Annotated in this window: 13 protein-coding genes; 5 read left to right on the top strand and 8 right to left on the bottom strand. The window is 65.6% G+C overall.

The genetic code is table 11. The features are described 5' to 3' along the window. Window positions 1–17: 17 nt before the first annotated feature. The 5 genes from ACFC0O_RS14310 to ACFC0O_RS14290 form a co-directional block, all read right to left on the bottom strand. On the bottom strand, window positions 18–509 hold the full coding sequence (locus tag ACFC0O_RS14310) for a hypothetical protein (protein ID WP_375957623.1): 492 nt from the start codon (window positions 507–509) through the stop codon (window positions 18–20). 37 nt (window positions 510–546) lie between these two features. Further along, window positions 547–732, bottom strand: coding sequence for a hypothetical protein (locus ACFC0O_RS14305; RefSeq protein WP_375957621.1), 186 nt, complete (start codon window positions 730–732; stop codon window positions 547–549). An 812-nt stretch (window positions 733–1,544) separates the two neighbouring features. Next, complete coding sequence (locus ACFC0O_RS14300; RefSeq protein ID WP_375957618.1) at window positions 1,545–2,108, bottom strand: GNAT family N-acetyltransferase; 564 nt, start codon at window positions 2,106–2,108, stop codon at window positions 1,545–1,547. A gap of 33 nt (window positions 2,109–2,141) precedes the next feature. Continuing rightward, complete coding sequence (locus ACFC0O_RS14295) at window positions 2,142–3,725, bottom strand: L-lactate permease (RefSeq protein ID WP_375957616.1); 1,584 nt, start codon at window positions 3,723–3,725, stop codon at window positions 2,142–2,144. A gap of 121 nt (window positions 3,726–3,846) precedes the next feature. After that, window positions 3,847–4,659 (bottom strand): AraC family ligand binding domain-containing protein, encoded by an 813-nt coding sequence (locus ACFC0O_RS14290; RefSeq protein WP_375957613.1) that lies wholly within the window; start codon window positions 4,657–4,659, stop codon window positions 3,847–3,849. A gap of 132 nt (window positions 4,660–4,791) precedes the next feature. Between ACFC0O_RS14290 and ACFC0O_RS14285 the strand changes: the two genes are divergently transcribed. Continuing rightward, window positions 4,792–5,658, top strand: coding sequence for an alpha/beta hydrolase (locus ACFC0O_RS14285; protein WP_375957610.1), 867 nt, complete (start codon window positions 4,792–4,794; stop codon window positions 5,656–5,658). Window positions 5,659–5,727: 69 nt separating this feature from the next. Here the strand turns inward: ACFC0O_RS14285 and ACFC0O_RS14280 are convergent, their stop codons facing one another. After that, a complete protein-coding gene (locus ACFC0O_RS14280) occupies window positions 5,728–6,756 on the bottom strand; it encodes a helix-turn-helix domain-containing protein (protein WP_375957607.1) in 1,029 nt (342 codons plus the stop codon). Between the two features lie 169 nt (window positions 6,757–6,925). On the opposite strand from ACFC0O_RS14280, the gene ACFC0O_RS14275 reads away from it, so the two are divergent. Together ACFC0O_RS14275 and ald are read left to right on the top strand one after the other, a co-directional pair. Further along, entirely contained in the window at window positions 6,926–7,975 is a 1,050-nt protein-coding gene (locus tag ACFC0O_RS14275; protein ID WP_375957604.1) for a helix-turn-helix domain-containing protein, read from the top strand. Window positions 7,976–8,093: 118 nt separating this feature from the next. Continuing rightward, the gene (gene ald, locus ACFC0O_RS14270) at window positions 8,094–9,200 is read left to right on the top strand and encodes an alanine dehydrogenase (RefSeq protein WP_375957601.1); all 1,107 of its coding nucleotides are present in this window, start codon (window positions 8,094–8,096) and stop codon (window positions 9,198–9,200) included. 4 nt (window positions 9,201–9,204) lie between these two features. On the opposite strand, the gene ACFC0O_RS14265 is transcribed toward ald, so the two are convergent. Both ACFC0O_RS14265 and ACFC0O_RS14260 read right to left on the bottom strand, forming a co-directional pair. Beyond that, window positions 9,205–9,693, bottom strand: a complete 489-nt coding sequence (locus ACFC0O_RS14265; protein ID WP_364651262.1) for an Lrp/AsnC family transcriptional regulator — start codon at window positions 9,691–9,693, stop codon at window positions 9,205–9,207. Between the two features lie 83 nt (window positions 9,694–9,776). Continuing rightward, window positions 9,777–10,610: an alpha/beta fold hydrolase gene (locus tag ACFC0O_RS14260; RefSeq protein WP_375957598.1), complete on the bottom strand. Its 834-nt coding sequence runs from the start codon at window positions 10,608–10,610 to the stop codon at window positions 9,777–9,779. Window positions 10,611–10,715: 105 nt separating this feature from the next. On the opposite strand from ACFC0O_RS14260, the gene ACFC0O_RS14255 reads away from it, so the two are divergent. Both ACFC0O_RS14255 and ACFC0O_RS14250 read left to right on the top strand, forming a co-directional pair. Further along, on the top strand, window positions 10,716–11,369 hold the full coding sequence (locus tag ACFC0O_RS14255; RefSeq protein WP_375957595.1) for a TetR/AcrR family transcriptional regulator: 654 nt from the start codon (window positions 10,716–10,718) through the stop codon (window positions 11,367–11,369). A gap of 159 nt (window positions 11,370–11,528) precedes the next feature. Next, a complete protein-coding gene (locus ACFC0O_RS14250; RefSeq protein WP_375957592.1) occupies window positions 11,529–13,088 on the top strand; it encodes a flavin-containing monooxygenase in 1,560 nt (519 codons plus the stop codon). The last annotated feature ends 7 nt before the right edge of the window (window positions 13,089–13,095 follow it).

Raw genomic sequence — 13,095 nt, 5'->3', positions numbered from 1 at the left:
TTCGTCTCAGGGACAACTCATCTGGGCTCGGCGGTGGTCACCGATAGACGAGCCCAGGTCTCGCGGATTGCGACCGCGATGAGCACACCGAAGACCGAGATCGCCAGACTCGGCTGAAATCCCCAGCGGCCGTCGGGAAGTGTGCATGCGACAAGGAGCAGACATAGGAACGGCACCGCGATCGTCACGATGCCACGCCCCCACCGGCCGATCGCGGCGGCTTCGACCACAGCCGCCGCGACCACCACGATGAATGCGACCATCCCGAACGTCGAAATGCTGCCGATCGACCCGAACCAGCCGGCGGGCTGGTAATCGGCATATCGGCGGATTCCGTCGCCGGTGCCGTAGGTCAGGGTGCCCGCGGATCGGTTGCCTATGAACGCGAAATCCAGCTGCCGTGCCTGGCCGTCCGGCAACCACCACACCCCGCCGACCAGGCATGAGACCACGATGAAACTCCACCACCCGGCGCGTCCGACCAGCCGGGAACCGTGCAGCAAACGCATTCGGTTCACGATATTCGCCGAGCCTGAGCGATCCCGGTCAGGAGCAGCGGGCGGGGAAGATCGGCACCGCGGTGCGCGGTGGCACGATCGCGAACGAGGGGAACACCAGTCCGCTGGGGCAGGTGTAGTCGCCGGTCGCGAGCGCTGGGGCGTCACTCTCGTTGTAACACATATTGCCTGAACACCAGGCTCCGCCCGGATCAGCTACCGCTGTTCCGGCCACTCCCGCGAACATAGCCGCGGTAATCGAACCCGCAGCGAGAAAATGCTGTACACAGACCATGACTGCCCTCTTCCTCACTCGAAGTTCACGAACGAGTTGGTGGTTATCCGGATGGTCCGGTTGGCAAATTATCGGCTATCCGTCTGCCGCCGCACGCGCGAAGTGACGTACATCAAATTCGGTCCGGAATGTGCCGCACTCGGGCTGCGTGAATGAATCTCCCGCGCCGCGGAAGCCTCCGGCCCAGCCGGGCCGAGGATCGAATCGCGGTGCCGGAGTGGGATTCCTCCGGCACCGCGTCGAAGCATCGCCGCTGTTCACACGGGGCAGCGCGTCCAGCGAACGACCCTCGGGTCCGACCCCTGCCGTTTGCGGGTCAGCAGGGCATTGGCGTCGAACAATGACTAACTTACAGCCATATAAGACGCTGTCAAATCCTCGATTTCCGCGAGAATCGTCAGACACTTAGCACCGTTTGCGGGAGAGCACGGACATGCACTCCCCCGCCGACGGCCGGGCAACCTCATACTCGGTCACTTCCATGGCTGGCAGAAGGACCATTCAGGAGCCGCAGGGCAGGCGGCCCCGGGCATCCGAAGCGGATGCGGCCAAATAGCCATACGACCACATCCGGTGAGCGCGAGACCATGGCCCACCCTCGAATCCCCGAGTGCGACAGTAGTTGTCATCGCTGGCACAAGCCATACACAACACTCGTGACGGCACGATAAGTCGGTCGCCGTGCACTCCACGTCACCGATCCCTATGCGATAGCTCGCATCTCAGGCAGGAGTTCGGGATCGACGCGCCGCTCAGGCTTTGAACGAATGCAGGCTTGCGAGGAGCAGGGTCTGGTCGGTGTCGAACCATTCGAAGGTACTGACGGTTTCGAATCGCAAGCGGGCCGCGAGATCGAGTGAGCGCTTGTTTGCCGTTCGGGTCACTATCAGGACCGGCTGGTCGGGGAGTTCGGCGGCGGTCGCTTGCAAGGCGGCGGTCGCGGCTTCGAATGCCAGTCCGGCGCCCCAGGTTTCGCGGCGCATCAGGTAGCCGAGTTCGAGTTCGCCGCCGCCGTCCACGACATGGCCGGGCCAGTCGGCGGGGCGTCGTTTGATTTCGAAGGTGCCGAGCATGGTGTCGGTGATCTTGTCGGCGACGATGAAATGGCCTGGAGTGGCGGTCGTGTTGGCTGGGCCTCCGATTCTGTCGAGACGCTGCTCGGCATCCTCGCGGGTGCGTGGAGCAGCGATATGGGTCCAGACTTGTGGGTCGGTTTGCAGCTCGATGAGGCCGTCTCGATCGGTGGCGCGCGCCTTGCGTAGCAGCACCCTGTCCGCTGCGATCTCGACAGCGGACAGCACGGGCAACAGGCTCACAGGAGACTCCATTTGCTCGAAAGTATCGAAAGCTCAGGCTATGGACACCACGACAACCGCCGTCAAAGCAAGCAGTAGGTAGATCATGGCGGCTACTCGTAATCCGAAGCGCAGCAATTGGTTTTCGGTAATGCCCGCGGTGGTGGCGCGGTCGCCGGCTACCGCCAGGATGAGCATGATCATCGGAAGGGAGGTGAAGACGGCGTGGCCGGCGGCGCTGTTCTGGAGGGCGGCGAACCAGGTGGTGAGGCCGGTGGGGGCGAGTTGCTGTTGGAGGGACATCATCAGGACGTTGCCGCCCACGTTCGAGCCGGTGACGAAGCCGCTGAGCATACCGAGGGCGGGGGCAGCCAGGGCGACAACGAGTTCGGGAGCGGTGGCTACCGCCGCGCCGAGGTGGGCGATCATGCCGCTGTCGGCCATGAGGCGGCCGAGGATGACGAAACCTGTCAGGGCGAGCAGGGGGCGAGTCACGCGGGTGAGGGCGGCGCGGGCGTCGGGCAGGTGCGGGCGGCCTCGGTCCAGGAGCAGGGCGGCGGCCAGCAGTGGCAGGCCCGGGGAGGACAGCAGGGCGAAGCTCGCGCCTCCGGCGTGCAGGGCCAGGGTCGGGACACCTGCCGCGGTCGCCATGCGCAGAATTGCGATGCCGCCCAAGACAATTCCGTAGGCACGCAGAACGGCGCCGGGTGGAAGCAATCGTCCCGCGGGTACGGAGCCTGCGGTAACCACAGCGGTGCCGCCGGACGCGCCGTTTGCCGCAAGCAGGCTGTTCGCTTCGGACGCAGTGATTTCGGCAACCGCGGGACCCTCACCGCGCGTGCTGCTTTGCGATCGGATCGTCTGCGATTCGATGCGATGCCGTCGAATCGCGCTCAGGGTGAGGCCGACCGTGGTGGCGAACAGTCCGGCCAGGACACCGGCAGGCGGGACGACGCCCAGGCGGTTGATGATCAGCAGTCCGATGGAGAGTAGCGAACCGGCTCCGGCGGCGAGAACCGCTGTGCGGATGCGGTTTTCGGGCTGCGATAGCAACGCCGCCCAGACCGTCACCAATGGGAAGATCATGGCGCTGGTGATCGCGGTGGCGGTACCGAGGGTGGCTACCGGTATTTGCGTGAGCGCGGCTCCGATGACCGTGGCCAAACCCAGTGTGCCCCAAGGGATGATATTCATGCCGAGCATGGCTTGGCGCAGTGCGGTCGCGGGTGGAGCGAGGGCCAGGAGCACCGGAACGGTGACCAGGAGCGAGACTCCGAATCCGGTGAGCGCCTCCACTGTTGGGGCGATTCCGGCGACCACCAATGCGATTTTCGCTGGCCCCGAGAGCGGTAACCCGCGGACCCATTCCTGTAGGGAATGGTGCACGCTTTGGCGGGTGAGTACCTGGCTGAGGTAGACACCGGGCAGCATGACAGCGGCCGCGTTGAGTACCAGCAGTCCGGCTCCCCCGGCGCCCCCGCGCATGGCGTCACCGGAGAGAGTGAACTCCGGCCGCCACCAAATCAACAGTGCCGCAACGACCGCGCCGGTCGCGGCCGCCCAGTGCGCCGGGCGGCGCAGTCCCATGATCATGCCCAGCACCACGACCAGCGGCGATACCGCTAATGCCCACATCATTGCCTCCCAAGGCGGTTCGTCGCTTCCTACTGCGACACAGCCTGGCTGCCGGGGTGGGGCGAGGTATTGAACAAAAATCTCAGCACGGCGATGAGCGGACATCGTCTGGCGGATTCGAAGGTCAGGGTCTGATCGCGCCGGGCGTCACGCCGAAGTAGCGCTTGCAGATTCGCGTCAGGTGCGCCTGGTCGGCGAAACCGGTCTCGGCCGCCACCGCCGCCGGTTGCCCACCGGTCAGCAGCAATCGGCGAGCGTGGTTGGCGCGCAACCGCAATAGGTAGGCGTGTGGCGGTAGACCATATGCCTGCCGGAACGCCGGGATCAGCGTGGCGCGCGAAATCCCGGACACGGCGGTGAGTTCGGCGACGGTGACGGCTTCGCGCCATCGATCGTGCAGGAGTTGGCGTGCGGCCTCGACTCCGTGGCGGGGCAGTGGAATTCCCGCACGCTCGCGACCGCCCCGCGCGTGCCGCCCCAGCACCGCGCCGAGCCCGGTGAGCAGCAACGATTCCGCGCTCAGCGGATCGGTCGCCTGCTCCTGAGCCTGATGCACGATCCGCAGTCGCGCGAACAATTCGCCATCGCGCACCGCTGTTTCGGGAAACCACACCTCACGGGTCCCCAGCTGCGCGCCCGCCAGCTCCTCGACCAGAGCGGTGTCGAAATAGAACATCCGATAGCGCCATCCGGATTCGGCGGCGGCGAAACCGGTGTGCACCTGGCCGGGATTGATGATCACCAGCTGACCGGCCGGAATCACCACCTTGCCGCCCGCCATGTGCAGGCCTTCCGCACCCTGTTCGATCATCCCGACCGAGAGCTGATCATGGCTGTGCTTGTCGAATTCGAACGTTTCGAAGCGGGCGGCCAGCAGATCCACCTGGGGGCTGGCGTCGGCGGTCCAGAGTCGAGCGTGCTCACCTGCCGATCCCACTCGCGCAGGCTAGCAAATCCGCGGCGGCGTGAGCGGCGGCAATGATTCCGGATGGTGTGGTTGGCGTTCCACGTCCCCCTATTGACGCGGGATGACCGTTTGGGGTGACCGAACCCGCCATAGGCTTTCGGCGTGAGAACCGAACACTTCACCTTCAGCAACGACGGCGATCAGCTGGTAGGCGTCCTGCACCTGCCCGAGGGCGAGCCGCTCGCCGCGATCGTCACCAGCGGCCCGCTGACCTCGGTCAAGGAGCAGGCCGCCGGTGCGTATGCCCGGGCGATGGCCGAACGCGGTTTCGCCGCACTGGCTTTCGATCACCGAACCTTCGGTGAGAGCGAAGGCCAGCCACGGCAGTTCGAGAATCCGATCGGCAAGGCCCAGGATATTCAGCAGGCGGTGACCGCGCTGCTCGCCGATGAGCGGACCAGCGGGCTGCCGGTGGTCGCGGTCGGGGTGTGCGCGGGAGCGGGATACATGGCGCGTGCGGTCGCGGACGATGCGCGGATCCAGGCGTTCGCGGGCGTGGCCGGGTACTACTCCGATACCGCCGACGCCCCGCCGAGTCAGGAGGCCATCGCTCGCGGGCGGGCCGCGGAGCAGGTGTGGCGGGAAACCGGTGTCGCGGAGACGATTCCGGCGGTCGCGCCCGATGGCGGCGACGTGGGTATGCCGTTGCGCGAGGCGTACGAGTACTACGGCACCTCCCGGGGCGCGGTGCCGAACTACACCAACGGGTACGCGGTGCAATCCTTCGCCTACTCGGATTTCGACACCATCGAGGCCGCTGCCCGGCTCGCGGTGCCGTTCACGATGGTGCATTCGGAGAACGCGCTGGTGCCGCCGTTCGCCCGCAAGTTCTACGCGACGGTGTCGAGCCCCAAGTCCGAACTGTGGCTCGACTCGGTCGGTCAGATCGACTTCTACGACGATCCGCGGCTGATCGATGCCGCCGCCGACGCCGCCGCGGCACACTTCCGTGCCGTGCTGACTCGCTGAACCTCCGGATAGTCCGCCTCGTGTCATAGCGGGGCGGCAACGCCCGGTTGGTCGTTCGGTTCACCGCTGTCAGAGGGGTCCGCGGTGGGCCTGAACCGGCTGGCCGGTGCGGAAATCGGCCGGGCTCTGCCCGGTCCACTGCACGAAGGCGCGTCGCAGCGCGCGGGCATCGGAGAAACCGACCCGCGCGGCGACCGCCTGCACGGTGAGGTCGGTTTCGCGCAGCAGGTCCATGGCCCGCTGCCGTCGCACCCGGTCGACTTCGTCGCGCCAGCCGGTGCCCAGTTCGGTCAGCCGCCGCTGCAAGGTGCGCGGGCTGGTGAGCATTCGAGCCGATACCGTGCCCAGGCTCAGATCACCGGACGCGATCGCATCGGCGACGGCGGTGTGAAACCGATCCAGCCAAGAGGGCAGCGGTCGCGCTCCGGCGAGCGTCAGCCGCGCGTAATCACAGAGCAGATCACCCAGGTGCGGATCGCGCCCGGTGGGCAGATCCGCGATGTCGAGAAAACTGATCTCCGAATGCGAGGCGCCGAAATCGATTCGGCTGGTACCGAATTCGTCGATCAGATGCGCGTGCCGCCCGCTGGCGCGATGGGTGAACGCGACCCGAATCGGAATGATGTGCGCCCCGGTGGCCTCGCGCACCCGGCGCAGCACCAGCGCGAGCACGAATTCCTCGACCGGCACGAATACCGGATCGGCCTCCACGGCCACCCCGACTCGAACGGTGAGCATGCCACCGTCCTCGAGCACCTGCCAGTCGACCGACGGATCAGTCACCGCCGACCGCAATTCCATTACCGTGCGCAGACTTTCAGCCAGCGTCGCCCGGCTGGAAAACAGATAATCCCAAACCCCCAGCGTCCCGCGCCCAGCCGCAGCGCTGGCGCACAGTCCCGCCCCCGGCCCGCCGGCGAACCCGATCATCTCCCACATCCGCCACGCCGATTCGATAGGCACCCGTATCCGATCGTCCCCCAACGCGACCGGATCCATCTCCACCGCGCCGGACAGATGAGTCGGGGACACACCGACGGTCAATGCGGTCTGCTGGAGCACGAGCGCGGTGCGAGTGGGGATGGTGCCTTCGATCACCGGCGGAGCATATCGGCAATTCAAGACCGAACGGTTTGCTAGGCATATCCTCCGCGCCCACGGGCACCACCGCCGACCCTACCGCCCGTTTTCGCTCCGTGGAGGATCCCGGATTCGGCCTGGGCGAAACCACCAGGTGGAAGCAAGTGGTTGGGGATAGGGTGCTTCGATGATCGAGAACACCATCTCCTCGCGGCTGGCGTCGCTGGTGTGGGAGACGGCGTTGCGGGCTGGGGTGTGCCGGGCGCAGTTGGCGGGTGGGTTGGGGGTAGACGCCGCGGTGCTGGGGGATGACTTGGTGCGGGTGCCTACCGAGTCCGCTTGGCGGATGTGGGAATTGCTTTATGCGGCCGTGGGGCATCGGTCGGGGTTGCGGGTGGCGGCGACCGCGACGCGAGGGCGGCTCACGGTGTGGGACTACTTGTTCACCAGTGGCGCTACGCTCGCGGAGAGTTTGCGGACGGTGACGGGAATGCGTGCGGTGGTGGCTGATCCGCGCGGTGGGGCCGAGGTGATCGTCAGTGGTGGACTGTTGACGGTGCGGGATTTGTCGGCGGTTGAGCCCGGGCCGATTCTGGGGATGGTCGACGAGTTCACGCTGTCGGTGATGTTGCAGCGGGCGCGTGAGGCCACCGGGCAACATCTGGTGCCCATTCGGGTGAGCTTTCGGCATCCGGCGCCTCGTGAGCATCGGCATCTGAAGGATGTATTCGGCACCGGCCGTATCGAATTCGACGCACCGTACGCCGAGATGACATTTCTCGACGTGGCAGAGTTGCCAACCGGTAGCGATCCGGAGCTCGGGCGAATTCATCGACGGCATGCCGAACTGCTGCTGGTCGAGGCGAAACTGCCGCCGCATCAGGGTGATCGGGTGCGGATGGCTTTGCACGAAGCGGTTCGGGGTGGTGAATACCGGCTCGAGCTGGTTGCGCAGCGGTTGTCGATCAGCCCGCGCACGCTGCAGCGGCGACTGCGCGAACAGGGCACCAGTTGGCGTGATGAGGTTGACGCGATCCGTCACGAGCAGGCTGCTGAACTGTTGCGGGAGACCGATCTTCCGATTCGGTCGATTGCGACCCGGCTGGGGTACACCGACCCGCGCGCCCTGCAGCGCGCGTTTCAGCGGCAGACCGGTCGCTCACCCGGCGAGTTCCGGCGGGCGGGCGAAGATCCTTCAGCTGAGCGGGTGACTGGCGCCACAATTCAGCGACTTTGAATGATGGATGCTGCGTCTGCAGAATTATATTCAGAGATATAGCGATGGATTCGAATCATATTCATACTCTCCGTGAGCGGTCATTCGGCCGCAGTCGCTGACGTTCAGGGAGTACTGAATGAGGATCGGAATCCCCCGCGAAGTGAAGAATCACGAGTACCGGGTCGCGTCGACGCCCGCGGGCGTGCGGGAGTTGGTGCATCGCGGACATGAGGTCTACATAGAGAGCGATGCCGGAATCGGATCCTCGTTCGACAATGCGGCCTACCTCGATGCCGGGGCGCGGGTGCTGGAGTCCGCCGATGAGGTGTGGGGTGCGGCGGATCTGGTCCTGAAGGTGAAAGAGCCGGTGGCCGAAGAGTATTCGCGATTGCGGGCCGGGCAGGTGCTGTTCACCTACCTACACCTGGCCGCATCGCGCGATTGCACCGATGCGCTGCTGGCCTCCGGAATCACCTCCATCGCCTACGAAACCGTCACCGCCGCGGACGGATCGCTGCCGCTGCTGGCTCCGATGAGCGAGGTGGCCGGGCGGTTGGCGACCCAGTCCGGTGCGTACCACCTGATGCGCAGTGGCGGTGGGCGCGGCGTGCTGCTCGGGGGCGTGCCGGGCGTGCGGCCCGCGAATGTGGTGGTCATCGGCGCGGGTGTGGCCGGGCGCAATGCGATTGCCATCGCGCACGGGATGCGTGCCGATGTCACCGTGCTGGATCTGAATGTCGCACGGCTGCGCGAGATCGACGATCTGTATCACGGGCAGGTGCGCACCGTGGTGTCCAATCGCACCGAGATCGACAACCTGGTGCTTGAAGCGGATCTGGTCATCGGCGCGGTTCTGGTGCCGGGCGCGAAGGCCCCGACGCTGGTGTCCAATGCCCTTGTCTCGCACATGAAGCCGGGTTCAGTGCTGGTCGATATCGCGATCGATCAGGGTGGCTGCTTCGCGGACTCGCGACCCACCACCCATGACGAGCCCACCTATCGCGTGCACGACTCGATCTTCTACTGCGTGGCGAATATGCCGGGCGCGGTGCCGCACACCTCGACGGTCGCGCTGACCAACGCGACCCTGCCGTACGTGGTGGCGCTCGCCGATAAGGGCTGGCGGGGTGCGACCGCCGCGGATCCCGGACTGGCCGCCGGGCTGAGCACCCACGCCGGTGCGCTGCTCTCGGAATCGGTTGCCGCCGCGCATGATTACGCCGTCGAGCGGGTGGCGGTCTAGCAGCTCAGGATGATTCGCGTCCTGCGGTCTGGATGTGTTCGAAGATCAGGATCGTCTCGGTCGAGGCGACCGCGGGATGGGCGCTGAGATTGTCGAGCACGAACCGCCGCAGGGCGTCGGAGTTCGCCGTCGCCACGTGAATCAGATAGTCGTCGGCTCCGGCGATGAAATAGACGTTCTCGACCTCGGGCACCGCGGCCATCTGCTCACCGAAGGCGGCGAGCTGGCCGCGAGCGTCCGAATGCACCCGGACCGCGATCATCGCCTGCAGATCGCGGCCCAGGGCCGCCGGATCGATATCGGCATGGAATCCGCGAATCACTCCGCGCTCGACGAGGTTTCGCACCCGCCCCAGGCAGGTGGAGGGTGCGATTCCCGCGGCCGCGGCCAGCGCGCTATTGGTCATACGGCCATCGCGCGCGAGCTCGTCCAGCAGCACCAGGTCGACGGCATCGAGCGCCGGTGCGGTTCGCATCGGGTCCACGGCTGTCATCGGCACCAAAGGATCGTTTCGCACCTCCGCACAGTATCGAAGATCGTTCGGCAGTGAGCCGTGATGTCATCGAAAGATTCGGACTAGCTCTCGCGCAACACCGCGCGCAGCCGGGTCGCGAACGAGTCGGGATCCCCGACGAATCCGGTGTGGTCACCGGGGAACAGTGTGGGTTCGCTACCCAGCGCCGTGGTGAGCGCCCGCGACGAACGATCGCAGAGCTGCCCGGACGAATCCTCGCCGATACCGATCACGATGCGTGCGCTCGCGTCGCGGAGGGCGGCGATATCGGGCGAGAAGTGCGTGGTCGCACGTAGCTCACGGGTGAACCAGCGGTGCTCGTCGGCGAGCTGGCGCGGATCGCGCTCCCCGCCGAACATCATCTCCAGCAGGCCCGGGGGCAACTGAATATTGGCCTGGCTCATGAACTTTCCCCAGGCGCCCAGCGTGTCGCCGCTCAGATGGGTGGCGATGATCTCCTCGGTACCGGCATGCAGTTCCACCCGATCGTCGAGTAGTTCGATCAACGGCGGCTCATGAGCGATGACGGTGTGCACCTGTTCGGGATGCGCCTCGGCGAGCGCCAGCACCGTGACCGCGCCACCGCTGGAACCGAATACCGTGGCCGGCCCGCCGTCGATATGTGCGAGCAGCCGCGACAGGTCCCCCGCGCGCAGCTGCGGGGTGGACTCCTGCTCGGGATCATGGACCGGGCTGCGGTTGATTCCGCGCGGATCGGTGGTGAGCACGGTGTGGTCGACCGCCAGCAGCTCGGCCAGCGGCGCGAACGCCGACGCGTCCATCGGCGCTCCGACCAGAGCGATCAGGGGGCCGGTGCCGCGCAGTTCATAGTGCAGGCGCGCATCGTCGACCTCGAGGGTGTGGGCGGGGGTGGATACAGCGGATTCGGAAATCATTGGGCACTCCTGTGCGTCAAGCCATGCTGTCCGACTAACTTAACTGAACAGTACAGGACAGTTGATCCGTACTCAAGCGTTCAGTTAGTAGGTACTATGGGACCTGTGACGACCGATCAGGAACGAGTCCCCGCTGCGGCTCCCACCGGCAAGCGCGCCGAACGCAGCCGCCAGGCGATTGTGTCCGCCGCGCGGGAAGCGTTCGTGCGCAACGGATTCGACATCGGCATGGATGCGATCGCGGCCTCGGCCGGGGTTTCCAAGGTGACCGTCTACAACCATTTCAAGAGCAAACAGGACCTGTTCAGCGAGGTCATCGGCGAGGCGATGGACGAAGCCCACGCCACTCTGGCCGATGTCCGCGCCGACCTCGCCGACGCCGAGGACACCCGCGAGGCCCTGATCCGTATCGCCTGGGCCCTGATCAACACCGCGAACGATCCCTCACGGCTCGGTCTGCGCAATGTGGTCACCGCAGAACTACATCGCTTCCCCGAACTGGGCGACGCCTGGCAGCAGCGCGGCCCGGCGCGATCCGCGGCCAACCTCGCCGCCGCCCTCCAAGACCTATGCGACCGAGGCCAATTGGAGATCCCCGATCCCGAGGTAGCGGTCATCCAATTCTTCGGACTGACCGTCTACCCCCACCTGATCATGGGTTCCTTCGGCAGCTCCATCGACTCCGACCTCACCGATCGTCTCATTCGCGACGGCGTCGACATGTTCCTCAGCCACTACCACCCGCAGCATCGGGCGTAACCGCGGAACCGTTCGTCGCGCACACTCTTGCGAATCTGTCTGGGACAGCTTATTTTGATGACATTGCTGTCCGGTAATTGAGTGCTGCTCACTGTCGCATTCGTGCCCGGACATCCATGACCGAGCCGCTGCTGAACCTGATCACCTAGTGAGACACCCATGGGCACGAAGAGCACACCATCCTTCGACGTACTCGTCATCGGCGCGGGATTCGGCGGGATCGGGACCGGCGCGGCCCTGCGCCGCGCGGGCATCGAGAACTTCCTGATCATCGACAAGTGGCACAGCGTCGGCGGCACCTGGAATGCCAATACCTATCCGGGCGTCGCCGTCGACGTCCCCTCGCCGATCTACAACTTCTCCTTCCAGCAGCGCTCACGCTGGTCGCGATTCTTCGCGCCCGGCAACGAGATTCAGCGCTATGCCGAGGAGGTCGTGGATCAGCAGGGTTTGCGTGGCAAGCTGCGCCTGGGCTGCGGAGCGAGCGAGGCCCGCTTCGACGAGGCCGCGGATATGTGGCGGGTGCGTACCACCGACGGTGACGAGATCACCGCGCGCTTTCTGGTGAGCGCGGTCGGCGCGCTGGAACAGCCCAAGCCACCGGCGATTCCGGGCATCGACAGCTACTCCGGACGTCTCATGCACACTGCGCGCTGGGATCACTCCTATGACTACAGCGGTAAGCGGGTCGCCGTCATCGGCACCGGAGCCACTGCGCTACAAGTGATTCCGCAGCTGGCAGCCAAGGTCGAACAGCTGACGGTATTCCAGCGCACCGCGATATGGGTCGCGCCCAAACCCGATTTCCCGATGGGCACGGTCAGCAATCGCGCACTGGACTTTCCGCCCGCGCAGCAGGCGGTGCGGTTCATCGGCAATGTCGCGGTGAACGCGTTCCTGGGCATCGGATTCGCACTGTCGGACTATCCGCGACTGACTTCCGCGGTGCTCGGGACCGGCGAGGCGGCATTGAAAGCCTATCTGTACACCCAGATTCGCGATCCACAGTTGCGCCAGGCGCTGACCCCGACCTACCGGCTCGGCTGCAAACGGCCTTCGATCTCGAATACCTATTTCCGGACCTACACCCAGCCGCACGTGGACCTGATCACCAATCCGATCGAGAAGTTCACTGCCGACGGCATCGCCACCGAAGACGGCACGCTGCGCGAGTTCGACATGGTCGTGACGGCCACCGGTTTCCAGGTCATGGACAAGGGCGCGACCCCGCCGTATCCCGTATACGGTTGCGGTGGAATCGAATTGGGCGAGTTCTGGGACCAGAACAAATACCAGGCCTACGAGGGCGTCTCGGTGCCCTCGTTCCCCAATATGTTCCACATCTTCGGCCCCTACGGTTACGCTCCCGGCTCGGTCATCCCGCTCATCGAGGCGACCGCCGCACACAGCGCCCGGGCGATCAAGGAAACGTTGCGCCGCAACGCCACTCGCGTCGAAATCCGGCAGCAACCGCACGATGAGTACTTCGCGCGCATGTACGCGCGCAACAAGAACACCTACCTGTTCAAGCAAGGGTGCGCCGAATCACGCACCTACTACATCAACTACCAGGGCGATGGCCCGGCTTTCCGAGCCACCACCCAGGCCGGAATGTATTGGAGTAACCGGCATTTCCCGCTGGACCACTACCGATACACCACTCGGCCGACCGTGCCGGCCGCCGCCAGTTCCGCCCGAGAGCTGGCCACCCATCCCTGACCTCAGC

It is taken from the genome of Nocardia sp. NPDC056100 (assembly GCF_042266325.1).
Lineage (GTDB): Bacteria > Actinomycetota > Actinomycetes > Mycobacteriales > Mycobacteriaceae > Nocardia.
This window is presented reverse-complemented; position numbering and strand designations above follow the sequence as displayed.